The 24,637-nt window shown below is 47.2% G+C and carries 21 protein-coding genes; 13 read left to right on the forward strand and 8 right to left on the reverse strand.

What is annotated here, in order from left to right:
• Nucleotides 1–27: 27 nt before the first annotated feature.
• Nucleotides 28–1,278 carry an S-adenosylmethionine:tRNA ribosyltransferase-isomerase gene (locus HMPREF9140_RS03860; RefSeq protein WP_006951893.1) on the reverse strand — a complete coding sequence of 417 codons (1,251 nt, stop codon included), beginning with the start codon at nucleotides 1,276–1,278 and terminating at the stop codon, nucleotides 28–30.
• A 773-nt stretch (nucleotides 1,279–2,051) separates the two neighbouring features.
• Here HMPREF9140_RS03860 and HMPREF9140_RS03865 point away from each other — a divergent pair.
• From HMPREF9140_RS03865 to HMPREF9140_RS03910, 10 genes are all read left to right on the forward strand, one after another.
• A complete protein-coding gene (locus HMPREF9140_RS03865) occupies nucleotides 2,052–2,921 on the forward strand; it encodes a DUF6261 family protein (protein WP_006951895.1) in 870 nt (289 codons plus the stop codon).
• Between the two features lie 127 nt (nucleotides 2,922–3,048).
• On the forward strand, nucleotides 3,049–3,630 hold the full coding sequence (locus HMPREF9140_RS03870; RefSeq protein WP_006951896.1) for a hypothetical protein: 582 nt from the start codon (nucleotides 3,049–3,051) through the stop codon (nucleotides 3,628–3,630).
• Between the two features lie 16 nt (nucleotides 3,631–3,646).
• A complete protein-coding gene (locus tag HMPREF9140_RS03875; RefSeq protein WP_006951897.1) occupies nucleotides 3,647–4,195 on the forward strand; it encodes a hypothetical protein in 549 nt (182 codons plus the stop codon).
• A 6-nt stretch (nucleotides 4,196–4,201) separates the two neighbouring features.
• Complete coding sequence (locus HMPREF9140_RS03880; protein WP_006951898.1) at nucleotides 4,202–5,656, forward strand: bifunctional metallophosphatase/5'-nucleotidase; 1,455 nt, start codon at nucleotides 4,202–4,204, stop codon at nucleotides 5,654–5,656.
• A 237-nt stretch (nucleotides 5,657–5,893) separates the two neighbouring features.
• A complete protein-coding gene (locus HMPREF9140_RS03885; protein WP_006951899.1) occupies nucleotides 5,894–7,036 on the forward strand; it encodes an SPFH domain-containing protein in 1,143 nt (380 codons plus the stop codon).
• Between the two features lie 97 nt (nucleotides 7,037–7,133).
• Nucleotides 7,134–8,237: a hypothetical protein gene (locus HMPREF9140_RS03890; RefSeq protein WP_006951900.1), complete on the forward strand. Its 1,104-nt coding sequence runs from the start codon at nucleotides 7,134–7,136 to the stop codon at nucleotides 8,235–8,237.
• Nucleotides 8,238–8,270: 33 nt separating this feature from the next.
• A complete protein-coding gene (locus HMPREF9140_RS03895) occupies nucleotides 8,271–9,182 on the forward strand; it encodes a hypothetical protein (protein WP_006951901.1) in 912 nt (303 codons plus the stop codon).
• Nucleotides 9,183–9,250: 68 nt separating this feature from the next.
• Nucleotides 9,251–10,132 carry a hypothetical protein gene (locus tag HMPREF9140_RS03900; RefSeq protein WP_006951902.1) on the forward strand — a complete coding sequence of 294 codons (882 nt, stop codon included), beginning with the start codon at nucleotides 9,251–9,253 and terminating at the stop codon, nucleotides 10,130–10,132.
• 21 nt (nucleotides 10,133–10,153) lie between these two features.
• Complete coding sequence (locus HMPREF9140_RS03905) at nucleotides 10,154–11,740, forward strand: right-handed parallel beta-helix repeat-containing protein (protein ID WP_006951903.1); 1,587 nt, start codon at nucleotides 10,154–10,156, stop codon at nucleotides 11,738–11,740.
• Nucleotides 11,737–11,958, forward strand: coding sequence for a hypothetical protein (locus tag HMPREF9140_RS03910; RefSeq protein ID WP_006951904.1), 222 nt, complete (start codon nucleotides 11,737–11,739; stop codon nucleotides 11,956–11,958). Before HMPREF9140_RS03905 ends, HMPREF9140_RS03910 begins: the two co-directional genes overlap by 4 nt.
• 427 nt (nucleotides 11,959–12,385) lie before the next feature.
• Here HMPREF9140_RS03910 and ccsA read toward each other — a convergent pair whose 3' ends face one another.
• The 6 genes from ccsA to HMPREF9140_RS03940 all read right to left on the reverse strand — a co-directional run bounded on the left by ccsA (nucleotide 12,386) and on the right by HMPREF9140_RS03940 (nucleotide 19,750).
• Complete coding sequence (gene ccsA / locus HMPREF9140_RS03915) at nucleotides 12,386–13,171, reverse strand: cytochrome c biogenesis protein CcsA (RefSeq protein ID WP_006951905.1); 786 nt, start codon at nucleotides 13,169–13,171, stop codon at nucleotides 12,386–12,388.
• Nucleotides 13,168–14,460, reverse strand: a complete 1,293-nt coding sequence (locus HMPREF9140_RS03920) for a cytochrome c biogenesis protein ResB (RefSeq protein WP_006951906.1) — start codon at nucleotides 14,458–14,460, stop codon at nucleotides 13,168–13,170. Before HMPREF9140_RS03920 ends, ccsA begins: the two co-directional genes overlap by 4 nt.
• A gap of 84 nt (nucleotides 14,461–14,544) precedes the next feature.
• Entirely contained in the window at nucleotides 14,545–16,041 is a 1,497-nt protein-coding gene (nrfA, locus tag HMPREF9140_RS03925; protein ID WP_006951907.1) for an ammonia-forming cytochrome c nitrite reductase, read from the reverse strand.
• A 29-nt stretch (nucleotides 16,042–16,070) separates the two neighbouring features.
• Nucleotides 16,071–16,718 (reverse strand): cytochrome c nitrite reductase small subunit, encoded by a 648-nt coding sequence (gene nrfH / locus HMPREF9140_RS03930; protein WP_006951908.1) that lies wholly within the window; start codon nucleotides 16,716–16,718, stop codon nucleotides 16,071–16,073.
• A 538-nt stretch (nucleotides 16,719–17,256) separates the two neighbouring features.
• Nucleotides 17,257–18,258, reverse strand: coding sequence for a glycosyltransferase family 2 protein (locus HMPREF9140_RS03935; RefSeq protein ID WP_006951912.1), 1,002 nt, complete (start codon nucleotides 18,256–18,258; stop codon nucleotides 17,257–17,259).
• The gene (locus HMPREF9140_RS03940; protein ID WP_006951922.1) at nucleotides 18,251–19,750 is read right to left on the reverse strand and encodes an oligosaccharide flippase family protein; all 1,500 of its coding nucleotides are present in this window, start codon (nucleotides 19,748–19,750) and stop codon (nucleotides 18,251–18,253) included. The genes HMPREF9140_RS03935 and HMPREF9140_RS03940 overlap by 8 nt, the downstream gene beginning before the upstream one ends.
• A 58-nt stretch (nucleotides 19,751–19,808) precedes the next feature.
• Between HMPREF9140_RS03940 and HMPREF9140_RS03945 the strand changes: the two genes are divergently transcribed.
• From HMPREF9140_RS03945 to HMPREF9140_RS03955, 3 genes are read left to right on the forward strand one after another with little or no spacing between them, the layout of a single operon-like run.
• On the forward strand, nucleotides 19,809–20,705 hold the full coding sequence (locus HMPREF9140_RS03945) for a glycosyltransferase family 2 protein (protein WP_006951924.1): 897 nt from the start codon (nucleotides 19,809–19,811) through the stop codon (nucleotides 20,703–20,705).
• The gene (locus HMPREF9140_RS03950; protein WP_006951926.1) at nucleotides 20,654–21,637 is read left to right on the forward strand and encodes a glycosyltransferase family 2 protein; all 984 of its coding nucleotides are present in this window, start codon (nucleotides 20,654–20,656) and stop codon (nucleotides 21,635–21,637) included. Before HMPREF9140_RS03945 ends, HMPREF9140_RS03950 begins: the two co-directional genes overlap by 52 nt.
• Nucleotides 21,634–22,743: a glycosyltransferase family protein gene (locus HMPREF9140_RS03955; RefSeq protein ID WP_006951928.1), complete on the forward strand. Its 1,110-nt coding sequence runs from the start codon at nucleotides 21,634–21,636 to the stop codon at nucleotides 22,741–22,743. The genes HMPREF9140_RS03950 and HMPREF9140_RS03955 overlap by 4 nt, the downstream gene beginning before the upstream one ends.
• Before the next feature lie 126 nt (nucleotides 22,744–22,869).
• Here HMPREF9140_RS03955 and HMPREF9140_RS03960 read toward each other — a convergent pair whose 3' ends face one another.
• Nucleotides 22,870–23,952: a DUF6261 family protein gene (locus tag HMPREF9140_RS03960; protein WP_006951930.1), complete on the reverse strand. Its 1,083-nt coding sequence runs from the start codon at nucleotides 23,950–23,952 to the stop codon at nucleotides 22,870–22,872.
• Between the last annotated feature and the right edge of the window lie 685 nt (nucleotides 23,953–24,637).

A 24,637-nucleotide genomic window follows, 5' to 3' on the forward strand; every position in this document is an offset into this window, starting at 1 on the left:
ATTCTATTGTTTTGAGATTAGATGATGTTATGGTATCAGCAAGCTACTGTCGCCATAGCTAAGGAAGCGGAAGTCGTGCCGGAGTGCGTAGTTGTAGATTTGCCGCCAATCTCCTTTCACGAATGCGCTCACGAGAAGCAACAGAGTTGATTTGGGCTGATGAAAATTGGTTACGAGCATGTCGACGATTTTATATCTGTACCCCGGCGCTATTATTATCTGCGTGCTTGAATGCAGGGCTTCCGAGCCATCGCGCTCGAGGCAGTTCAGCAGATTTCGGAGCGATTTTTCAACGCTCACCGCTCTATTCCTGACCACGACCAGGCCGGCTTCGTTGTGTTCGAGGTCGTATGGTTCCCATTGCGATACGTGCAGGTTGTGCTGGGTTGTGTCGGGGTTGATTTCGAGTTTTACGCCCATGTAGTAGAGGCTTTCGAGGGTGCGAACGCTGGTTGTGCCGACGGCTATGGCGTGCGACTGGTGGGCTATCAGGCGTTCGAGCGTGTGCCTGCGCACCACAACATATTCGGAATGCATTTGGTGACCGGCTATTTCGGCCGACTTGACCGGTTTGAACGTCCCCGCGCCTACGTGCAGCGTTAGTTCTTCGCGTTCGATTCCCCGACTGTCGAGTGCGTCGAGCACCTCGGAAGAGAAATGCAGTCCGGCGGTTGGAGCCGCAACCGAACCGTTGATTTTCGAATACACGGTTTGATAGTCGGTTTTATCGCTTTCCTGTGTTTCTCTGTTCAGATAGGGCGGAATCGGCAGTTCGCCCACGGCTTCCAGAACTTCGGCGAACGAGAACCGGCCATCCCATTCGAAATCGATACTCTGCATGCTGCCCGACGTGCCGTTAATCGACGCACTGAGAACGGCCGACGTGCCTTTTATGTCGACAATTCGCTTGAGCCTACCGTCCTTCCACTTCTTCAGATTCCCCACCATGCAAAGCCACGAGCATTGGCCATTCGATTGGAACACCCGCTCGTAGTCGGCCGGCCGAACGGGTTCCATGAGGAATATTTCGATTAGTGCTCCGGTTTCTTTCCTGAAGTGCATCCGCGCCTGAATAACTCGGGTGTTATTGAAAACCATGAGCGCACCTTTGGGCAGATATTTCGGCAGATTCCGAAACGAGTCGTGGGTTATTGTGCCTTTCCGATACACCAGCAGTTTACTGCGGTCGCGTTGCGCGATAGGGTGTTTCGCAATACGTTCTTCGGGCAAAGAATAGTCGTAATCGACAATCTTTATATGTTTCGAATCAGTCAACATTTTCGGTTTGTATTTATTCGCCAATGCCCTGTTATCCTTGTGTATTGGCGTGCGACAAAGGTACAATAAAAATCAGAGTGTGTTTTCGGTCGGTCGTAGTGCCCGTCGTCGTCGGTCTCGGGCGGAACGCCCGCACTTAGTGACAGACCCCGAGGGATGATTTGCCGCCCCACATTGATTCGCCCCACATTTCGCGCCAACTGATTTTGCGCCCCCAACTGAAAAATGTATTTTTGCCAGCGTAATCGTTTTAAAAACAACGATAACCACCCGGATGAACCGGACAAGAAACCTAGGCTGAATGAAAAATTCAATTAACATAAACAACTCCAGAACGAAACAAGCCGAATACAATAGTATTTTGCCCCGCGCCGTCGGGATTCCTCTCGGCAGAGGTTCTGCCAGCCCCGCGCAGTCAGGATTCCTCTCGGCAGAGATTCTGCCAGCCCCGCGCAGTCAGGATTCCTCTCGGCAGAGGTTCTGCCAGCCCCGCGCAGTCGGGATTCCTCTCGGCAGAGGTTCTGCCAGCTCCGCGCAGTCCGGATTCCTCTCGGCAGAGGTTCTGCCAGCTCCGCGCAGTCGGGATTCTTCCCGGCAGAGATTCTGCCAGCTCCGCGCAGTCGGGATTCCTCTCGGCAGAGATTCTGCCAGCTCCGCGCAGTCTGGGATTCTTCCCGGCAGAGATTCTGCCAGCCAGTATAATGTATTATCTCCCTTCGAAATAAAAAGTTTCCTATTTAGACCAATCGTTTTAATACTTAAATTTTATCCTCATGATTAAAAGCAAAGTTATCAGCGGCACATTGAGTTCTCTTTTCTCCCTCGGCCGCCACGCGAGTTTAATGATGCAACTGCACGAAACCATCTCGAAAGTTCCGGCAGCAAAAATGTTATTAACCGATGTCGACCTGACCAACTGGAAAAGAGACATCGAAACCGAAAGCGACGTCGCCAGAGCCATCGCATCCACCGAAGAAGCAATCTTGCTGAAGAGAAAAGATGCCGAGCGCGATAAACTCATCGCATCACTCTTCATAGAAATCCGCACAGCCGCCCGGTCACAATTCGCCGCCCGGTCGGAAGCCGGAACACGTCTGAAACTCATCGTCGACACCTACAAAGGCCTCACAAAAGAAGCCTACGACGAAGAAATGGCACACATACGCGGCCTGTTGGTTGACCTCACAAAACCCGCCGCCTTAGCCGATATGGCTACCCTCGGACTCCAACCGCTCGCCGACATGCTCAAAACAAGCAACGAAGAGTTCGCAAAGCTTTTCGCCCACCGGAACGATACAAAAGCAGCCGATTTGCTGCCCAACGGGAAAAAAATCAGACTGAAAAACGACGACACGATGACCGAAGTCTTCCGACACATCGAAGCAGCCTATCTCACAGCCTCGACCGACGAAGACCGCCAAATTATCTCCGACCTCATCGACCGCATCAACCAAATCAATTCCGACGCCAAGGCCCGTCATAAAGAAAGTAAGGCCCTGAAAAAGTTGGCCGCCGATAAGAAAAAACCCGACGGCGGAAAGAAACCATCCGACCCCCAAAAACCCGATGACTCCAAAAAGCCCGACGACGGCAAAACACCAAAACCCGGACGAGAAGAAGACCCCGGAGAAGATAAAGTGTAAAACCAAATTGGCAGCGGCCATGTTTCATATTTAATTTTTAAGTTCAAAGATTTCCTCGCCCCCCGTGACGGGTCGCGAGGTTTTTTCCGAAAAAACAAACAACACATTTTATTAATATAACTTAGATATGAATAGAAAAATTCAAAAAAGTCGCCCCTCGATTCACCCCTTCAGAATGATTGTTGCCCTCCTGGCAACGATGTCGCTAACCCTCATGACAGCCTGTTCCGGCTCGGACGAAAAAATCGACCCGAACCAAGTGGACCAAGATGCCGTACTCGTTCCCGTAGTGGAAGAGAAAAAAGCCATGGTCGAAGAAAACGAAATCGACATCGAAGGCTCGATGACAGAGGCTAAAGGTTACTATTTGGTAACAATCGTGCCGACAATCGAAACACTGCACGCCGAAACTATCGTGATTACAATCAGTGAAAGCCTGAACCATAAAACCGTCGACCTGACCAAGAAACAACTCACCCCCTCTCCGAGGTGGACCATCGTGAGCAACAAAATGAACACCCTGAAATTCACCGTCAGCGAACTCATGGGAACAGGCATATGCAAAAACGGACTAATGAGAATCGACGTCGACAAACCAAACAAAAAATTCAAACTCATCATCGACTATCTCCACGTGAAAGGCTCCAAACTGTTCGGCGACGGCGCCGACCACAAGCTAAGCGTAAACTTCAACGGAGTGATTCAATAAACTGCACTCTGAACAAATGAAAACATTCAATAAATCAATTAGAACCATCGCCGGCGGAATGCTGGCGATGGCTCTTTCTGTTATTCTGTGGAGCTGCTCGGGCAGCGAAAACGAGGAGAATATCGTTCCGGTGGCCAAACCGCAAACAGCCATTATTAATGGTAAGGAAATTCCGATACTTCATTTCTATGTCGATTATGATACAGACTACTTCATTACAGTCCTCTTCAAAGAAAACGAGGTGGGCGACCATATCAGAATCCTCATAGACTTGGACAGATTCCAAAAGAAAATAATCGACCTGACCGACAGACGAGAAGACGGCGACGATAGAGAGTGGTCGATACACTACAGAAAACTCTATAAAACCTACTTTGACCTTACAAGGCAAACCGTCGAAAAAGTTCATTGCTATGGCGGCCAAATGTGGGTCGAGAGAGATTTGAAGAACAATAAATACAAACTCATAATTAATAATCTTCGCGTAAAAGACGAGAACTACGGCGATAAAACAGAATACACCGTGAGCGTTAATGCGGAGAGAGATATCCCTAAATACGATTAGAAAATTATGAAGATTAAACTAACAATCCTGTCCCTACTACTGCTAAGCGCGGTTGCCTCGGCACAAACCACAACAGCCGTAGCGGTGATGGACAGAAAAGATATTCACATCCTGGCGGTGAACGACATGCACGCCAAGCTGGAAAACATGCCACGCCTGGCAGCCATCGTAGACAGTCTGCGAGCCATCGACCCGGAACTCCTCGTTCTCGCAGCCGGCGACAACCGAACAGGCAATCCCTACAACGACCAGTACGAACCCACCTCCTATCCGATGGTTTCACTGATGAATTTCATCGGATTCAGCGCATCGGCATTCGGCAACCATGAATTCGACTCGCGCGAAGCAGGACTCGCAAAGGTCACAGCACTGAGCAACTTCCCATATCTGGCAGCTAATGTTTATCCACCCTTAGACTCGAGAAAAACCTGGTTGTCTTTTAAGATTTTCAATATCGGCACAGTTTCGGTGGGCGTTCTTGGCGTGGTTCAGCTCGGCGCAAACGGTATTCCCGACACGCATCCCGACAATGTGAAAAGGTTTATGTTCGTACCCGTGAACGATGCAATCAGGAATTATAAATGGCTGCGGAAGAAATGCGATGTGAACATCTTGTTGTCGCACATCGGATATGAAGACGACGTGAAGGTGGCCGAGAGTAATCCCGACTTCGACCTCATCGTAGGCGGCCACTCGCACACACAGCTCAACGGCGGCGAAATTCACAACGGCGTACTCATCACGCAGAACGTCAACCGGCTTAAACGCGCCACACTCATCACCCTAACCGTCGACAATCACAAAGTGATAAATAAAAAAGCCGAGAACATCGATGTCGAAAACTATCCGCACGAAAATAAAATAGCCGCACAGATGGTTAAGATGTTCACGAGTGACGAATCGTTCAACCGACAGCTCGGAACGGCACGGACAGCGTTCGGTAATGCCGACGAACTAGGCATCTTCATGTGCGACGCCATCCGCCATCAAACTAATGCCGACATCGCGCTGTGGAATTTTGGCGGTGTAAGATTGGAAGAACTCCCCGCCGGTCCGATAACAGTTGCTACCGTTCTGACCCTCGACCCGTTCGGCAACAACTGTATCGAAATGAATCTCACCGGCAAAGAATTTCATGATTTGTTCCTATCGTGCTATAAACACGACGAAATGCGCGTGCCCTACACATCCGGTAACATCCACAGCACAGTGACATTCGACAAGAATAATCCAACCACCATAAAAAGCCTCGTGCTAACCGACGCAAACGGGCATAAACTCAACATGCGTAAAACTTATCGTGTAGTGATGAATAACTACGTGAGCTCAATCTGCGATTCGCCCCGCAAAGACCAAGGCCGCAACATGAATATCCCCACAGCCGAACTGATTATGAAATATCTCAAGCAGATGGGCGAGGTTTCCTATGCTGGGCAATCGAACCAAACCATAATCCGATAGCCGAAACCGCTCTCGAAACCTATCTTCATAACAGAAAGGGATACATCGTCGAAGCAGACAGTTATGTATCCCTTTACTTTTTTTCAGAAAATATGGATAATTCTATAAAGAACAAGTACATTTGTAAACCGAACATCATTAATACTTTTAGCTAGACACGCTTTTAACTAAGGGTGTACCAATAAAAGAACTAGTGAACGGAATTAACTTTAAAAATGAATATCAATACATTTCATTATGGGACTATTTAACAAATTACGAAACGAGTTCATTGATATAATCGAATGGACCGACAACACGAGTGACACGATGATTTGGCGTTTCCCGCGCTATCAGTCAGAAATAAAGAACGGAGCCCAGCTCACGGTTCGTGAAAGCCAGATTGCAGTACTGGTGAACGAAGGAAAGTTCGCCGATATCTATAAACCCGGTCGCCATGTACTCAATACCGAAAACATGCCTATTCTAACCACGCTTATGGGCTGGAAATATGGCTTCAACTCACCGTTCAAAGTTGATGTCTACTTCGTAAACACTAAACAATTCCTCAACATCCGCTGGGGAACCCAGAATCCAATTATGATGCGCGACCCCGAATTCGGACCTATCCGAATGCGCGCCTTCGGTTCCTACTGCTTCCGGGTGAACGAAGATCCAACGAAGTTCATCCTCAACGTAGCCGGTACCGATGGTAATTTCACAACCGAAAGCATCACAGAACAGCTGCGTAACTTTGTCATCACGAAATTCACCGACCATCTCGCCGAAAGTAAAATCGCCGCGCTTGATATGGCAGCTAATCTCAACGAATTCTCGGCTAGCCTAACCGAAGGACTGAAGGACGATTTCGCCGAATACGGTCTTGAATTAACCAAATTCCTAGTTGAAAACATTTCGCTGCCCGAAGCTGTGGAACAAGCGCTCGACAGACGTACCAGCATGGGCGTTATCGGCAACATGAACACCTACACTCAGATGCAGTTCGCCGATTCGCTTAAAGATTCGGCAGCCAACGGTGGCGGCAGTCCGGCAGGCGATGCAATGGGCATGGGCATGGGCTTCGCAATGGCCGGTCAGATGGCAAATCAGATGACCGCAAACCAGCAAGGAATGGGAATGCAACAAGGCACCAGTATGCAACAGCAAGGTGCGGGTATGCCTCCTCCACTGCCGCAAGCTGCAGTCTATCATCTATCTGTGAACGGTCAGCAACAAGGTCCCTACCCCATTCAGCAGTTGCAACAGATGGCTCAAAATGGTCAGCTAACCCCCGACACTTATGTGTGGACAAACGGAATGTCTGGTTGGGAAGCCGCTAAGAATATTCCTGCACTAGCATCACTATTCGGAACACCACCACCTCCTCCACCGACAATGTAAGAAAACATAAAACATAGGAGTTTCGATGGGCAAAGAATAAAAAGGCCTATCCGAAACTCCTGTTTCTATTAATACTCACCATATAACCAAAAAGAAAATGGAACAAGAAACACAAGTAATTAACGACGCTATACAAACCAAGTGCCCATCGTGCGGAGGCATGATGGAGTTTTCTCCAAAGAGCCATAAACTACAGTGCTTGTATTGCGGAAAAACTAAAGATTTAGACCTAACACCGGTCGAAGTACAAGAAAACGACTTCGAAGAATGGGCCGCAAAGAGCGACGACAATCTCAATGAAGAGACTGATACCGAATCTGCACAGATTAAATGTCATCAATGCGGCGCAACAACCACACTGCCACCTGCAAAATCATCGGCCAAATGTGCCTTCTGCGGTACACCGCTCATTTTGCAAGAAGCACAGATTAAACGCTTCTGGAAACCCAACTACATGCTGCCGTTTCAGATTAGCAAAGACGAATGCAACAGTAATTTTCAGAAATGGATAAAGGGTAAATGGTATGCCGTATCGGCTTTGAAAAAAGGCAATGTCCAAACAGAAAACTTCAAAGGAATATATATTCCTTTCTGGACTTACGACGCCGAAACCACAACCGAATACTCCGGAAGCCGAGGCGACAATAGAACCGTAAAAGAAAAAGACGATGACGGAAATTGGGTTACCACCACTATTACAGATTGGTCTCCTGCGAGCGGAACAGTTTCTCGTAGCTTCGATGACGTTATAGTCCCTGCAAGCACCAACGTACCCTTTGCCCGCGCTAACAGCAAAAACGAGAAATGGGATCTGGAAAATGTGGTTCCCTACAATCCCGAATTCCTCGCCGGATTCATGACCGAAATCTACAACATCGACTTTCGAGAAGCCATCGACTCTGCCAAAGGAAAGATGGAATGCGAAATAAAATATGACATCGAACAAGACATCGGTGGAGACAAGCAGGAAATAGATTATAGCCACACTGAATACTCCGACATTATGTTTAAACTGCTTATGCTGCCACTGTGGATTGGCGCATTCCAATACAATGGAAAAACGTTTAATATTTTCGTAAACGGACGAACAGGTGAAGTACTCGGCGACTATCCGATAAACAAGTTTAAAGTAGTTATAACCATCATATTTGGCATAATTCTGGGATGCCTGCTCATCTATCTCACAACTCTAAAAGATTAAGATCTCCTTATTCATAACTAAAATAAAACCAAAATGAAAAAGATTCTTTTCACGGCTATCATGGCCGCCGTAATTGGTCTCGGACTGACATGTTGCGGAAACAAAAACAAAGTAGAAAACTCCAACAAAGCCGACAGCACCGAAATATCTGCCGACTCTGGTACGGCTAGCAAGCTCGACCTCTTCCCATGGGATTTCCCGAAAGAATTCAAGCTCGAAGGTGTTGAACTCGGGCAAGAAGTTTTGGCACCATCAGGCTACAAGAATGCCATTGAGAAAAACAAAGACTTACTCGATAATAGTAACGTGTTCTACAACTTCACAGTAACACGTGTGCCTAACGACAAAACTCTATTCATCAAGATGTTCGGCGACGAGTTCGAGATTCCTAATCCACTAGTCATTCCAATTCCCAAGGGACAAAAGGCAAAGGTTGGAGACATCGTGCTCACCTGGTGGCAAAGCGGTTCGGGAATGCAGCGTGCCATAGTAACCGACGCCTCTGACCCCGAAATACCCAAGGTTTGCTATCTCGATCTGAATTATGAAGACGACGGCAAAGGATTTGCCAACGAACACGCTAACGAACAACTCAAGCCAAACTCTTTCCTAGTGATGAAAAACGGCGAATGGATGTCGGGAGCAACTGTAGCAGTTATGGATGACGGCGAATGGAAAAAGGCTACTATTCTCAATGTCACAGACGATAAGGTGCTGGTTATCGGGTTCATCGGCAAGATTAAAGCCTACAAGCGTTCAGACTGTAAACTTATTCCGCTCGTTCCCGAATATAAAGTGGGTGACCACGTAAAAGCTGTATTTGTAACCGGCTTTGCCGACGATTATAAAGTCACTAAAATAGACCAGAAAATCGGACGTGTATGGGTTGAGCACAGAGGCAAGATTGAACCGAAAAGCATCCTTGAAGTAGTAAAAGACTTATAAGTAACACTCATCAAGAGGCGACAATGATTAAGGGAATTTGTCGTCTCTTGATTTAAAACTCTCGAAATATGAAAAAGATACTAGCATCATTGTTTATTGCAAGCCTATTCATTGCATGCGGAAACAAAAATGAACCCGGCAAGGCAACCGATAGTATCGGTACGGCTGACAGCACACAAGCACTCTTGTCCGATAGCATCGACACGCAAGTAGCCGACCAACCTGACAAATCTTTCGGTAATCCAAAGAAAGACCCTTTCACAGCCATACTCCATGCCGATGGCAGCGTATCAATCAAAGCTAACAAAGAGCCCTTAGAAAAATTTATCGAGTCTAACGAAATCAGCAATAAATTCAAGCGCAATCAAGCCAAAATAAAAGGCCTCGGCGAGCGCTGCATTGATATTTCCATCATACAATTTGAAGACGATTGGCTCGTATGCATGCTAACTGACAAAGGACACATGGCAATGCTAAGCCTTAAAAAGGTGATTACCCAAGGCGATCTCACCTGCAGCGGTCCTATACCAACAATCAAGGGAATCAAGAAAATAAGCGTCGTAAGCCTAGAAGAAGGCTATGCTTTCAAAGCCCAAGGTGCAAAAGAGAACTCTATCATTATCAACACATCCGGCTATCAAACAAAGTTCGAATACGAAGGATTCAAAATGACACTCGCCTCCGACTACTCCATCCGAATGGAATACCCCACAAAAAAATGGCAGGCCCAAGGTGCATTCTTCGAAACCAAATTCGATAGTGGCGACGACTGGGGATATCACGAACTAACGGCAAAAATCAACGGATATAACTACACAATATCCATCACCAAAAGATATGACGACGATGATGATAACGACTGTGAAGTGTCTATCAACACCAAAGACCCATCGTTTAAATTCGATGACCTACGTGATGCTACACAAATGATCGAAGCTCAATTATATTAGACAACAAAACAAAATAGAAACATGAAAAAGCTTCTCCTCACAATATTGCTCATGATGACAGCGACAGTCATCATCGCCAAATCGAAAGAAATCAAAGTAAGTACTCCCGAAGAATTCATCAAAGCCATTGGCTCTAACCGAGTAATAACCGTTAGTGGAATAATCAACCTTTCCGATGTGCTCCAATCAAACGAAAAAAGCCAAAAGGCTGGTCTCACCACCATTAGCGAAGGCAGTGAAGCCACCCAACGCGCCTCGCGCGAAAACGTTTTCGACGGTTATCAACTCGTACTCAACCAGTGTGTCAACCTAACTATCAAAGGTACAAACGGCGCAGCTCTCATTGTTGCTCCACGATATGCCTATATTCTCAGCTTCCGCAATTGTCACGAAATCGAAATAAACAACCTAACCATCGGGCACACCGACGAAGGATATTGCCAAGGAGGAGTGCTCGAATTCAATAATTGCCAAGACATACAAATAGACCGATGCGATCTCTACGGATGCGGAATAGAAGGCATAACAGCAACTAACACAACCGATCTCGATTGCACAAAAACAATCATACGCGACTGTAGTTACAGCATCATGACAGCCACAGGATGTTTCAACCTCAAATTCACCGACTGCGACTTTTATCGCTGCAAAGAATACGGACTCGTGAACCTCCGAAACAACTCCAATACCTCTTTCGTGCGCTGCCGATTCTCGCAAAACAAAAGCACGCTCTTCGTCGTTGAAAATACAAATATCGATCTTCGTGAATGCGAAATACACCACACTGATCAGCTCGGAAACATCGACATAAACGATTATACAAGCACTATCTACAAGCGTGATAACAAGGAACTACCCGCCAGAAACATCGGCCCCTCTGACCGCGCAAATCTCACAGCCAGCGTCCGGCAATCAGTAGCTGTAAATATCCCCCAAACCGAAGAACCGGAAGACGATGAATCCGGTGAACCAGTCTGGAGTTCGACACTCGTAGAATCATGGAGTAATGGAGTGTTGCAACTCCCAGCAAAAGCCCCTGTCACCGTCAAAGAAATGACAACCCGATTCTGCAGATATTGGCCAGGACTCGATGGGTCGCCACAGAAAATAATGCTCGACTTCGTTAATAAGCCTCGACAATTCAAACAATGCGACCCCGAAGACATGACCAAGCCCGCTAACCCTAACAATCCACATAAAGTTTATACCAGCGGAGAAAAATACATCGAAATCGATACTCAAAACGGATATCTTCGCATCGCAGATGAACATTACACCCTCCAGGCAGGTGTATGGAACCGCTCAAACGGTCATAAACTATTTGTGGTAAACCTCAGTTGTTGCGTCGATATTGATATTAATCAATTCATTGCCTGCTACGACTACGACCCTGTAACTCGTAATCTCACCCCCGATACGAAACAAGCTAGTCGCTTCGAAGAAGACAATAATTACATACTCCATTTCCCTCGGAAAGGAAAAGACATAGTTAGCATTATTATCAAATCCGGAGAATCCACCTATAAACTCTACCGTTGGAATGGACAAGGCTTCAACTCACCCGTCAAAATATCCGAAGAACGAGGTCTGGACCTACTCAACCAATGAAAATAAAAGTAAACGGGCGATTGATTGAAATATTCAAAGGTGCAACGGCCAAAGACGCTGCACGTAGATTTCTCGTAACTCAAGGGCAGAGTCTTAATACACTCCACACCATTATTCTACACGATTCCTACGGGCACGAAATTGACCTTGATGCCCCACTCTACGAATCAACAGAAATAACAGTAATACCTCGCTCCATAAATGAATCTAAATTATAAATCGAATACATTTCATTCTCAACTCGAGGCTATAAACTAAGGCCTGTATGCATCCATATCGGATGCGCGTAGACCTTTATTACGTGAGTTCGACTAAAAAAAATAAGAGAATCTGCTTTAAGGTCTCGGCAGGGCTACAGAAACGGTATCTCACGGATATAATATCCGAATAAAATATGTCAATTCAGCCCACAGGCTGAATTGACATATTTTATTCGGGGGCAAGGAACCTCGAATTGGTGGGAAGATAAACACCAAACAGGCACCGTCCCTAAATTGCACCCTTTCGAGTTTTGCACCACAGATGTAAAAATGTACACATTGCTACTATAGTCGTAAAAACATCGATAGTACACATACAAGGACGGCCCCGTTGAACACTTCCGACACAGCTGAGCCTAATCATAACCCTACCGTTAAATTAACCTTATAAATTATAGGTGTGAACACTGACTCCTTTCACCGAAGGCAGATAGTTTATGCCCCACCAACACATTTGTAGAAGACAAAAACCAATGAGTAATGCCCAAAGAGCAGGACGATAGGCAGTAGGACGATAGCGGCGATAGTGAATATAAACAAGATAGAATAGCCAGGTTATGGCTGCCCAGGTTTCTTTCGGGTCCCAACTCCAATAATGTCCCCACGCTTCCTTGGCCCAAAGAGCACCCATGAGCATGCCGAGGGTTAGAAAGGCTAACCCCACGTAAACCAGGTCGTCGGTTATCTGGCACTCTTTCGGCGTTGGGTCAGTTTTACGGAACAGTAAAAGATACATCGCCATCACAAGCGCAGCCCCAAGAATAGCGTAAGCCATCATGTAGACTATTACATGCGGAGCAAACCATGGACTCTGCAGAGCAGGCATAAGAGTCTTGGAATGTGTTTCGGGCTTGAAAATGTTGAAGCAAACGAAAACAGTGGAGAGTGTCGTAGAGAATGCCAGAATCCATTTATATCGCCAACGACCGTAAACTATCACACCGGCAAAGGGAAGAAAGAGGCTATACCACAATCTTGTTTCGCCCATCGTTCGGAGCGGCGGACGTTCAAGGGTTATCCACATCATAACAATATAGGCGAAAAACACCATAAGACCGGCAACTGTGAATATTATTGCCACTTGGCGGCGTTCTTTCCATGCGGTAAAAGCACCGGCGGCCCATAATACTACAGCAGTGAGGGCGAAGAGAATGAAATAAGTCCAAATCATTGCTGGGTCTCCTTTCTTTTATTTGTACTTGCGGTGAGGAACATGCCGATGGCGCCGGCCAAGAGTAGGAATATTCCTGCATAGACAACCGACTGCCAGGGATCGGCAACGAGTTCGAACACGCTATATTCGCTCCACTTCCCCATTTGTTCGTTGAAGCTGAGTTGATAGATTTTCCATCCGTTAATGGCGAATGGTTTGTTCACTTCTATTTCGGTTTGCTCGGCTTTACCATCTTTCGTGTAGACATCAACGAGAGAGGCATATCTACGGGGTTCGGGATTGCTCATCGCGATGTTATAGTTATTGTCGAGATGAAGCATTTGCAGCGGAAATAGGAAACTGCCACATGTAACCCATCCGCTGCGTTTTTCTTTTCCATGGGTTGCTTCAATGAATGCAGCGTAAGCGGCTCCGCGGGTTTTACTGGGAATGTAGCCGGCTTTGTTACGGGACATTCCGAGAGAGTCCATGCGAATATTGGCCATCATTCCGGCGGGCATCCTACCAATCATCTTGGATAAAGCAACGGGCATAGCGTCGGGTATGTATTTCTTTATTCTGATTGTCCATCCTCCGAGCCGTCCACCGTTTGCATCGGCAATAATCATGTCCGGTTTTTTGGCTGGTTGAGGAGTTCCGCGTCGGTCGAGCATCATCAATTTCGGAGGATATTCGTCGATGGTAAATCGTTCGAGTTGCAGTGCTATGTCGAGTTCGTGCACATTATTCCATGCGTCGAGTCCACGCCATTCGGGCTTACCTATTTCGCAAAACATTTTGAGACGTTTCATGTCGGCGCTACCAAGGGTACTGCAAGTAAGAACTATAAAGAGTCCAAGGTGGCTAACGAACGACGGTATACGCCTACGCTTGAATTCCACAAGTTGATGAATGGTTACTTCGCCCACAATAACTGTCATCCAAACATATTCGAGTACGAACGGCCAAAAGCTGAGCATCTTTGTAATACCTATCGGGTCAGCGGGATTTTTGTCAGACGGTACCTGCTTTGTTAATCCCATCACGATGGTTAGCACAACGGCAAGAAGCATTGCCGGCACAGCCGCCTTCATGGTTGTGAGAAAGCTACAGAAATAGAATCGTTTTCTCATCAAATAAATCACAATCAACACGACAATCAATCCGAAGAGTACGGCGATGTTTCCCGGCCAGGCGAAGATGTCCCAGTCAAGTGGCCCTACCATCATTTGCAGTGCTAAACCCGTTAAAAGCAAACCGACGGCTATGGCGAATCCTTCCTTTAGCGTATAAGGTTTATTCCACATGTTTAAATCTTTTCGTAAGAAAATGGGAGCGTCGTCTCATTACGTTCGACGCTCCCATCGTTTATGATTTTATTGGGAGAAATTTTACATTGGTTTTGTTATAAACCGCTTGTTCTTGCGCGCCGTTTCAATCCACTTCGGCACAACGGTATCTATGAAATCCTTCTTCTGTGAGCGTAGTTTCTTCATGTCAAGACCGATGTAGGCAGCTGCTTTTTCACGGGTAGATATGTCGGGATGAGGAATCTCACCAGTGAATCCGTGCTTAGCTACCACGCGAGCAATGTTCAATCTGGCATCCTTTGCATATTCCATTGCGGCTGCCAGAAGTCTCATAACCTCTTGCGGAGCGTGGAAAGCAGCACCATGACTGGCCAGAGAATAATCCCAACGCCATTGACTCTTACGTATGTCATCGAGCACGGGTTTCATCTCGGCTTCGGTTGCGCCCTTATCCCAAGCAAACTTAGCTTCGATGTGAGCGTAAGCTAGCTCTTTGTTTACACGAACGGCGAAGTTATAAACTTTCTTCTGTCGTTCGTAGACATTCTGCCGGAGTGTTTCGGCATCCTGACGATGGCAGGTTTGACAAGTACGGTCGATATGAGCCAACGGACTCATAATGTGGTGGTCGGTGTACTTCACACCACCCTCCGAGATATAAGGCATATGACAGTCGGCACACGACACTCCGCGCTGAGCGTGTATTCCCTGGAGCGACATTTCATATCCTGGATGTTGGGCTTTGAGAATCTTAGTCTTCGAAAGCGGATGGATGTAGTCGTAGAACCCTATGCTGTCATAATATTGCTCTGCCGCCTCGCAAGTTAGTCCTTTCTCTTGCGGGAAATGCAGATAGTTACCGTTCTCTTTCTCGAAATAATATTCAGTATGACATTGCGCACACACAAGACTACGCATTTCCTGATGACTGGCCTTTCTTACATCCTTACCTACGCGAGCCCACGCTTCATAAAGTGCCGGACGAGCTGGACGCAATTCCATCGTACGTGCATCATGACAATCGGAGCAGCCAACGGAGTTCATCATCTGGTCGCCCCAGTCGCTCCATTTGGCAGCATAGAATGCGTTCGTTCCTTTTTCGCGCATCAGTCGTGGTACGTCGGGCCCTTTACAAGTCCAGCATGTTCCGGGTTGCATATCTGTTTGTCCGTCTACGCCTGGACTTCCCGTACGCAGAATCTTCCGCAAGTCTTCAATACAATGCCTGTGTCCGCGCGGCGTATTGTATTCGCGCGAGAAGGCATATCCGTCCCAAATAATTACTATTTCGGGGCACATTTCCAGTACATCTTTCTCTTGCGACCCGTTGTAGAGGCTTTTAAAAGTAGTGTCTTCCGTCATGGCCCACGTTTGATATTCCCGTGGGAAGTCTTCGGCGAACTTTTCGTTCTGCGCAACTATCGAGTCGTTCATCTGGACGCGTCGATTATTGAACACGCTTGCAACTTCGGCTCTGCGCTCAAGAAGTGATGAGCAAATCAAGCCTAACAGAAACACTGCTACCATGGCTCCTGCAAAGAGCAGCCAGCCTTGCCATTTTTTCAATTGCTTTGCCATAATATATTCTTTATTGATTGTTTGTTTTCTTATTCAAGGTTTGGGATAGCTTTATGCCCTAACAGATTCTGCAACCACTTTGGAACCGGACTCGATGGCATCGGTTCTGTAAACTCGGCACCGGGTGTCGACGAAAGTGAATTCATTCCGCCATGCGGCACATTGCGATGACAATCCCAGCAGGCATGTCCTTCGCCTCGTTTGGCCATCATGTAATCAATCCGTCCTGTGTTCACAAACTCCTGATTGAGTTGTTTATGGCAACGAATACAGTTGTCCATAATAACTTCGGCCGACGCTTCTTCGGCTTGAATGGTTTGGCGTTCGTTCTTGGTGACGAAATAGGCTACGTGTTTCATACCGTCCTTACCTTTAAAGAAATAGTGTGCTGCAATATTTCCGTTAGGCACATGACAGTCGTTGCAGGTTGCATTCCTGGCGTGCGACGAATGGCTCCATGTTGCATAATAGGGCGACATGATGTGGCAGTTTATGCATGCTTTCGGGTCGTCGCCCACGATATAGGTTTGCATTCGGAGCAAATAGAAAAACAGTCCACTCAGACCAACGATAATTCCTAAACCCAGTAGCATACTGATTTTCTGCCCGTAGCTCAATGATTTGAGAAGAGTTTTTCGCTTGTTTTCGAACCAAGCTATTATTTCGCGTATATTCATAAGAGGTTCCTGATTTACGACTCCCCAAAGATAGGTATTCGACTGTGAATAATATTCAAAAGCTGATGAATCTAGATTTTATATCAATATGGCAAATCATATTTTGTAAGCAATTATGATTATATGGCTCGGGGGCGACACTGTTCAAACAAAAAAATACCGGGTATTCAGCATTTGGTAAGACACACGAAAGAATACTATTAAACGCTTGATATACAATTAATTATAAAAAGGTTGTATCAGGGCTTGAAAAAGGTACTATCGTTTTGCCCAAAAAGTACTATCGTTTTAGGCAAAAAGTACTATCGTTTTTGGCAAAAGGTACTATCGTTTTTGGCGAAAGGTACTATCGTTTTCCACGAAAGATAATATCGGGCTGAAATGAAGGTGCTATCGTTTCCCACGAAAGATAATATCGGACTGAAACGAAAGCGCTATTCGTGGAGAATAGAAGTAGTATCGTGGGGGGCGGTTCCGGCCCACGTTTTCGTAGAAAGCTGTGGAGAAGTAAGAGGATTTCAAGCCTGCGGAGTGATGCTTATCTTCCTTGAGAGGATTCGCGGTTTCTGCCGACGAGGGAACGAAGGAAGAAATAAAGCTCTTCCTGAAGGCGGAAGAGGGGCCAAGAGGGCATGACGCGGTAGCCGAACTTGTGACGCAGTGAAGGGCGAAGACGGGATGTTTCAATGGTTAATCGGGTGTGGCGAAGGCGGAAAAGGGCCTGGCGACGGGCATCGAGCGAGAAATGGCGGCGGTGGAGATAGTAGAACATGTAGAGGTCGACGAGGTTCAGCCAGCGTACGTTTTCGTATATATCAAGTATCTCGCTGGAGGAGTTGAGCTGCAGAAGTTGGCGTTTCATACTTTCGTTAGCCAGCAGGTAGTCGAAGCGGCGAAGGCTTATGCTGTGGGTTACGGATTGGGGGTGCTGGCGATAGTAATATATCCCTCGGGAAAGACGCACGTGGCGGGAGTTGAGGTAGTGCAGTCGGGTTGTATTGTCGTCGCTGAAGGCTCGGGCGGTTTCGTCGTAGGGGAATTTGAGATGTATGCTTCGCCTAACAGCATAAACGCCGTGAATCTTCCACGTTAAACTGTCTACAAAGGCGTCGTAACCGTTCATTTGCTCGAACTCTGGCATGGGATAGGGCGTTTCATTTGCATCGGGGAATATGTTGATGACTTTGAAGAGTACGGCGTCGGTTGTGGGATGGCGGTCGAACGTACCGACTATTTGTTCGAGAGCGTCGGAGGCGAGATAATCGTCGCTGTCGAGGAAGGCAATGCATTCGCCGGTCGATATCTTGAGGGCCTGGTTGCGGGCGTGTGCTTGTCCGCGGTTTTCTTTTAGGGTTATGAGTTTAATCCTATTGTCGGCCGCGATATATTCTCGCAATATGTCGGGCGAAGAGTCGGTAGAGGCGTCGTCTACGCATATAATTTCTATATCGTCGAGGGTTTGACCGAGTAATGAATCGAGGCATTGACGAAGATATTTCTCGGTGTTGTAAACTGCAACGAGTACTGAAATCTTACTCATCACGACGGAACGCTTTGTTGAGTTTTCGCATCAGCGCGGCCCAAAGTCGGGTTTTCTTACGGAGAATGCTAAGCGAGGCTGTCATGCTGAGGATAGCAAGCAGCGCACCGATGCTCCAATAGAGGCGAGGGTCGGCAATCCATGTACTGGCATAGGCCAGTAAACCGATGGGCAGCTGGATTAGAGTGTATTTCACAATCCCGGCAGTGGGTTTGTATGCATATCGCAGTCGGGCGTAGATAAACACAACGATAAAGTCGATTATTCCGGCTAGCGTTACGGCAACTCCGGCTCCGGTGAGTCCGAATTTTCTGAAAAGGATAATCACGAGCACTACAAGCACGATGTCGTAGAATGCTTCGAGAAAAAGATAGGAAAGAGAATCGCCCTTGGCCAGCGGAATGTATTCAACAGGCAACTTTAAAGCGCGGAAATACATAGCCAACACGATTATCTGAATCATTCCCAGGGCGGGCAGGAATTTCCCGGTGTAAAGCAGCGGCAGCAATATGGGCAGCGTAAAGGTGAACACAACCAACAGCGGCGAAACCAAGAGAAGCATAACCTCAATTTGATTGCTCACCGTTCGGTTGAAAGTGAATCCCAGACTACTTACGCCCGAGAGACGGGGAAAGAAATCGGTTTCCATAGCCGAGAAAACGGTTCCTACGTAGGTCATCGTTAGCATATAGCCAGCGTTGAACAGGCCAACGGTATCTATTCCGGCCACATTGCTTATGTAGCTCCTGATGACGAAGTCGGCACCCGAACCAAGAATGCCCGCAAAGACAAAAGCAATCCCGAGCCTAATCATGCTGTAGCCCTGACGCAAAACACTCCGGCTTAGCGACAGTCGGAGTGGGAAAATCTTGTAGGAAACGGCAATCGTGAGCGCCATCTGAATGAAGGCCATTATAACGAGTGATGGTACGATTGCCCTCTCCTTATATATATAGTAAAGCGGGACGGAAACCAGCAGCGCACCAATAACACTGTAGACCGATATGCCTGCAAGCGCCTTTAGTCTTCTCACACCTTTGAGAACTGCCAGCTCGCCGCCTGTTATGGCCGTCATTGCCACGATGGGCGAAAGAAAAATAAAGTGAAGCGTGTGCCCATGCCACGAAAAGGTGAACGAGCTGAGTAGCGGACTGAACGCTATGCAAACAAACATTCCAAGCAATGCCGTTAGAAAGCTCCACGAACGCACGAGCGCCACGTCGGCCTCGAGTTTTTCAATATTCTGCCGGTCGAAATCCTCGGAAATGTTCCGAACTGCGCTCATCGAAATACCAAAGCTCGTAGAATCGCTCACAAGCTTGATGGTTGAATTGAAAAGAGAAATCAACCCCATACCATTCGGGCCGAGAATCATTGCCACAAGTTTATTGCGAACAATGCCGATAAGGATGTTCAATCCTTGTACACCACCGAAGAGCCCGGTGTAACGAAGTATGTGAGAGTAACGGTCTTTGCTGTCTTCTTTTTTCATCACATGCCTTAAAACGCCACCTAAAACTTTTTATTATTTTTGCATCAACATTTAATTCATGAATCTAAGCATCATCATTCCGGTTTACAATGTCGAGCAAACACTTCAAAGATGCGTGAAGAGCGTACTCGAGCAATCATTCACCAACTACGAAATAATCCTCATCGACGACGGCTCAACCGACAAGTCGGGCCAGATGATTGATTCCCTCGCTGAAACCGACAACAGATGCACAGCAATTCATCAACCGAACCGAGGACTATCGGCAGCCCGAAACACCGGTATTGAAATAGCCACGGGAAACTATATAACATTTATCGACTCCGACGACTTCATAGCACCCGAAACGCTCACTCCCCTGATGAATATTCTTGAGACACGAAAAGGAATTGACCTTTTGGAATATCCCGTGCTCGAGCATCATGGTTCGCCTAAGGAAAAGCTCCTCAATTTCCCGGAGGCAACCTACACCGACATGTCGGCTTACTGGCTCAAAGCGCAAACCTATCGGCACGCTTACGCTTGGAACAAAATCTATCGCCGCCGACTGTTCAATAATATACGCTATCCCGAAGGCAGAGTATTTGAAGACATCTTCACCTTACCCCAGCTGTTAAACGAAACTCGGATGGTGGTAACGACAAACAAGGGGCTCTACTACTATACGCACAACCCCAACGGAATAACCCAAACCGCAACCGGCAAGGAACTCACTCAGCTACTCGACTCGCATCTACGCTACCTCAATCAATGGCCCAACATTGACTCGGACTACTACGCAATGCTACTCAACATTCAGCTAGACGTATACAATGCAACGAAAGCTTCGCCTCGGCTACCCCGTATGCCATTCTTCAGCACCCCGAAACTCATATTACTCCAACTCTTAGGAATCAAACGCTTATGTCAGATCAATCATTTTACACACGCAAGACTGAAAAGAAACCCCTCGTGAGCTTCATCATCACCTGCTTCAACGAACCTCACGAAATGATTCGCGAATGCCTTGAAAGCATTCTCGCACTAACCCTGAGCAAAAGCGAACGAGAAATAATTATCGTCGACGACGGCTCCGAAACTTCACCACTCGAAAGTCTGATGGACCACGAAACAGATTTCATCTACCTCAGGCAAACAAACCGCGGACTTAGTCAGGCGCGTAACATTGGAATCGAACTCGCCACCGGAAACTACATTCAATTCGTCGACGGCGACGACGCACTTATCCCTAACACCTACGAGCAATGTCTCGACCTGGTGCGCTATAAAGCAGCCGACATCGTACTCTTCAATGAAACCAGAATACCCAAAGCACAAACACAACATCAGTACGAAGGACCGCTCACCGGAACCGAATACATGCGCCATAACAACCTTCGCGCAACAGCATGCGGATACATCTTCAAGCGCAGCTTGCTGCTGAACCTACGATTCACAAAAGAACTCCTCCACGAAGACGAAGAATTTACACCACAACTCGTTATTCGAGCCGAGAATCTCTACATAACGCCCGCGCAAGCCTACTTCTACAGAGAACGAAGCCAATCTATCACACACAAAACCGACAAACGATGGAAGGTGAAACGACTTGCCGACACTGAGAAAATAATCATCCGACTACAAGAAAAAGCCGACCTCATGCCAAGCAAAGAGCGAACAGCCATGCAACGACGAGTGGCTCAACTCACCATGGACTACATCTACAACATAATAACCATGACGCACGACGAGCAATATCTAAATCATGCACTCCGTCGACTTGAAAAGAGAGGACTCTTCCCGCTGCCCGACAAGAAATACACCCAGAAATACAAATACTTTCGATTCCTCACCAACAATAAGCTCGGACGGAAACTACTGCTCGCCGCGCTCCCCAAAGCAAAATGAGAATACTGCTCCTCGGGGAATACAGCAACGTTCACAACACCCTCGCCATTGGGCTTCGCGAACTCGGTCATACCGTAACCGTGGTATCGAACGGCGATTTCTGGAAAAACTATCCGCGCGATATTGATCTTGCGCGTCGCCCCGGACGTCTAGGAGGAATATGTCTCCTCCTAAAAGTTCTCCTACTCCTCCCCAGACTAAGAAACTACGATATAGTGCAATTCATCAACCCCATATTCTTTGAACTCAAAGCCCACCGACTTGTACCCATCTTCCGATACCTAAAAAAACACAACCGCCGACTCGTGCTCGGAGCCTATGGAATGGACCACTATTGGGTTAGCACCAACATAACCCAAATGCCCCTGCGATACAGCGACTTTAATATCGGCAAACAACTACGCAACAACCCCGAAGCCATCAAAGAACAACATGAATGGCTTGGAACCGACAAAGAATATCTCAATAAACTCATGGCTCGAGAATGTCACGGTATCATAGCCGGACTATATGAATATTTAGTGTCCTATACTCCACACTATCCCCAGAAAATAACCTTTATTCCCTACCCCATCATCATCCACTCCACCCACATAAACACTTTTTCATCTATCCCCTACCCCATTAATATATTTATCGGTATAAGTCGCAGCCGCTCGCACTATAAAGGCACCGACATCATGCTCCACGCTGCCCAAACCCTACGCGCCACATATCCCGATAAAGTGAAACTCACTATCGCCGAAGGTCTGCCCTTCGAGGAATACACAAAGAAGATGAACGGTGCCGACATCATCCTCGACCAGCTCTACAGCTATACACCATCCATGAATCCCCTAGAGGCAATGAGCCGCGGAATAATATGCGTAGGCGGAGGGGAACCAGAAAACTACCAAATACTCAATGAACCCACCTTGCGACCAATCATAAACGTAGAACCCACATATGAAAGTTGCCTCCATCAGCTCGAGCAACTCATAAACCACCCCGAACGTATCCCTAAACTAAAAAAACAAAGCATAGCCTATATTGTCAAGCATCACGACCATAAAAAAATAGCTCGTCAATACGAGCAATTCTATCTCCGCCTCCTACAAAATTGCTAGAATTGAAGCTTGTATAAAACGAGCGACCTGCACGCGTCGTCACGACGGATGCAGGTCTTAATGATTATATAAACGATTTATCTTTCTTCCCCGGATTCGGGGAGGGATGGAGAGAATTATTTCCCCTTATACTTTATCTTCTCCGGGGTCTTCTTCTCGTCCGGGTTTGGGGGAGCCGCCGCCGGTTCCGCCACCGGGTTTATTTCCACCATTCCCGCCGGAGCCATTTCCACCGGAGCCTGAACCATTCCCGCCGCCGTGTTTAGAGCCGGAGCCGGTTGATTTTCCGCTCGGCTCGGGAACGACGACGAGTTTGCCTTTAGAGATTACGACCCAGATGGGGCTCTTGCCGGCGACGTTCAGTAGATACGCGCGCTTCTTGCCTGTTCCGCGGAACTCGCGGGCGAACGAGAGGGCACCGCTCGAGAGGCCGCGTTCTTTCTCCAGAGCTTCGAAGAGGGGCTCGAGAAGGGCGGCGTATTTGTCCATGTCGCGCTCGTGGGCCGATTTGTTGGTGCCTTTGCGCTGGGCGAGCATGAACTTCCGACCGTCGATTACGGCATTGTATTCCGTTATCAGCGCGGCCAGTTTGGGTGTTTCGGGCTCGAGGTCGGCTAGCGATTCCATGCGGCGAACTACGGCGTTGAGGGCCTTGTCGACCGCCGTGCGAAGGGCTTTTATGTTGAACGTTCCTACTGGGATGACTTTCTTGTATCGGGCGCGAAATTCGGTGGCGAAGGCGAGGTTGGCCTGCTCGAGCCGTCCCATGGCAGCCGTCAGTCCGGTAAGCCCCATGGCGGCCATCGCGTCGGGCGTTTTGAGGTCGGCCACGAGATTGTCGATTAGCGAACTTTCTTTTGTGTAGTTCGCGGCGGCCAAACCCGGGTAGCGGTCGAGCACGTCCTGAATATCCTGCGCCGCCTTGGCCGTATCTTTATCGGCGTCGAGCAGCTTCGAATTGAGCATGAATTGCATGGCTCGATATGCGCGGTCGCGTTCCTCGTCGAGTGCGATAAGTTCCCGTGTTCCCTCGAGTTTTGTGGGCTGATTTAGTGCTTCTTCCTCGTCTTTGATAGCCTTTTCGAGTGGTGGAAGAAGTGGTTTGATTTTGTCGATATTCGCCTCCTTGTTCATTATCAACACGTGTTGGGCGAAGTTGAGGTGCTCCATGTTTTGGAGCAGTTGCTTGTGGATGCTTTTAACTGACATAAGAAATAAGTGTTTGATTATAATGTAAAAAGTTTGTCTGATAATGCTTTCCGAGGTTTCCCTCGCGGGGGAAGCATAGTTTTTTCAATTTTTTGTTCTTCCCTCCAGGGGGAAACGCTGCCAGGGCCATTTTTTAGGTTTCCCTCGTGGGGGAAACATAGTTTTTTTCGATTTTCTATTCTTCCCTCTAGGGGGAAACGCTGCCAGGGCCATTTTCCAGGTTTCCCTCGTGGGGGAAGCGTTATTTTTTCTGTTTTCTGATAGTTATTTATAGATAATAACACACCTTCCACTAAATATACCCTATCAATAAGCTACAAATGGAAGAATTTGATGTTGAGCATTACTTCCATCTTTGTATGCCGTTCCAAGATAGAATTTATTATCATACTTGAACCCTATGGCACTACCCAAAAATAGCAAAGGATAGGAGTAAGCCTTAGTATTACGAACCTCTGTACTTGTATAGAATATATTAAATGTATTCATAAATAAAGGACGGTACCCTACTTGCGCATAATCAGTAGCTAAGAATTAAGGGAAACAGAGGGAAAAGCAAGGAGTATAACTATTTGAAATAGTACTATTTAGCATTTTCCTGCTATTATAGTAGTAAGCGAAAACGAGCATCAAGCGGCAGGAGTTCCGTTACCAAATCGTAACCCATCAAGGGAAAAGCAAAAAG

The sequence above is a fragment of the Prevotella micans F0438 genome (genome assembly GCF_000243035.1).
Taxonomy (GTDB): Bacteria; Bacteroidota; Bacteroidia; order Bacteroidales; family Bacteroidaceae; genus Prevotella; species Prevotella micans.

Bases quoted from the DNA above. Each gene is read 5' to 3' on its own strand.
- HMPREF9140_RS03860 (WP_006951893.1), bottom strand. From the start codon at position 1,278: ATGTTGACTGATTCGAAACATATAAAGATTGTCGATTACGACTATTCT.
- HMPREF9140_RS03865 (WP_006951895.1), top strand. From the start codon at position 2,052: ATGATTAAAAGCAAAGTTATCAGCGGCACATTGAGTTCTCTTTTCTCC.
- HMPREF9140_RS03870 (WP_006951896.1), top strand. From the start codon at position 3,049: ATGAATAGAAAAATTCAAAAAAGTCGCCCCTCGATTCACCCCTTCAGA.
- HMPREF9140_RS03875 (WP_006951897.1), top strand. From the start codon at position 3,647: ATGAAAACATTCAATAAATCAATTAGAACCATCGCCGGCGGAATGCTG.
- HMPREF9140_RS03880 (WP_006951898.1), top strand. From the start codon at position 4,202: ATGAAGATTAAACTAACAATCCTGTCCCTACTACTGCTAAGCGCGGTT.
- HMPREF9140_RS03885 (WP_006951899.1), top strand. From the start codon at position 5,894: ATGGGACTATTTAACAAATTACGAAACGAGTTCATTGATATAATCGAA.
- HMPREF9140_RS03890 (WP_006951900.1), top strand. From the start codon at position 7,134: ATGGAACAAGAAACACAAGTAATTAACGACGCTATACAAACCAAGTGC.
- HMPREF9140_RS03895 (WP_006951901.1), top strand. From the start codon at position 8,271: ATGAAAAAGATTCTTTTCACGGCTATCATGGCCGCCGTAATTGGTCTC.
- HMPREF9140_RS03900 (WP_006951902.1), top strand. From the start codon at position 9,251: ATGAAAAAGATACTAGCATCATTGTTTATTGCAAGCCTATTCATTGCA.
- HMPREF9140_RS03905 (WP_006951903.1), top strand. From the start codon at position 10,154: ATGAAAAAGCTTCTCCTCACAATATTGCTCATGATGACAGCGACAGTC.
- HMPREF9140_RS03910 (WP_006951904.1), top strand. From the start codon at position 11,737: ATGAAAATAAAAGTAAACGGGCGATTGATTGAAATATTCAAAGGTGCA.
- ccsA (WP_006951905.1), bottom strand. From the start codon at position 13,171: ATGATTTGGACTTATTTCATTCTCTTCGCCCTCACTGCTGTAGTATTA.
- HMPREF9140_RS03920 (WP_006951906.1), bottom strand. From the start codon at position 14,460: ATGTGGAATAAACCTTATACGCTAAAGGAAGGATTCGCCATAGCCGTC.
- nrfA (WP_006951907.1), bottom strand. From the start codon at position 16,041: ATGGCAAAGCAATTGAAAAAATGGCAAGGCTGGCTGCTCTTTGCAGGA.
- nrfH (WP_006951908.1), bottom strand. From the start codon at position 16,718: ATGAATATACGCGAAATAATAGCTTGGTTCGAAAACAAGCGAAAAACT.
- HMPREF9140_RS03935 (WP_006951912.1), bottom strand. From the start codon at position 18,258: ATGAGTAAGATTTCAGTACTCGTTGCAGTTTACAACACCGAGAAATAT.
- HMPREF9140_RS03940 (WP_006951922.1), bottom strand. From the start codon at position 19,750: ATGAAAAAAGAAGACAGCAAAGACCGTTACTCTCACATACTTCGTTAC.
- HMPREF9140_RS03945 (WP_006951924.1), top strand. From the start codon at position 19,809: ATGAATCTAAGCATCATCATTCCGGTTTACAATGTCGAGCAAACACTT.
- HMPREF9140_RS03950 (WP_006951926.1), top strand. From the start codon at position 20,654: ATGTCAGATCAATCATTTTACACACGCAAGACTGAAAAGAAACCCCTC.
- HMPREF9140_RS03955 (WP_006951928.1), top strand. From the start codon at position 21,634: ATGAGAATACTGCTCCTCGGGGAATACAGCAACGTTCACAACACCCTC.
- HMPREF9140_RS03960 (WP_006951930.1), bottom strand. From the start codon at position 23,952: ATGTCAGTTAAAAGCATCCACAAGCAACTGCTCCAAAACATGGAGCAC.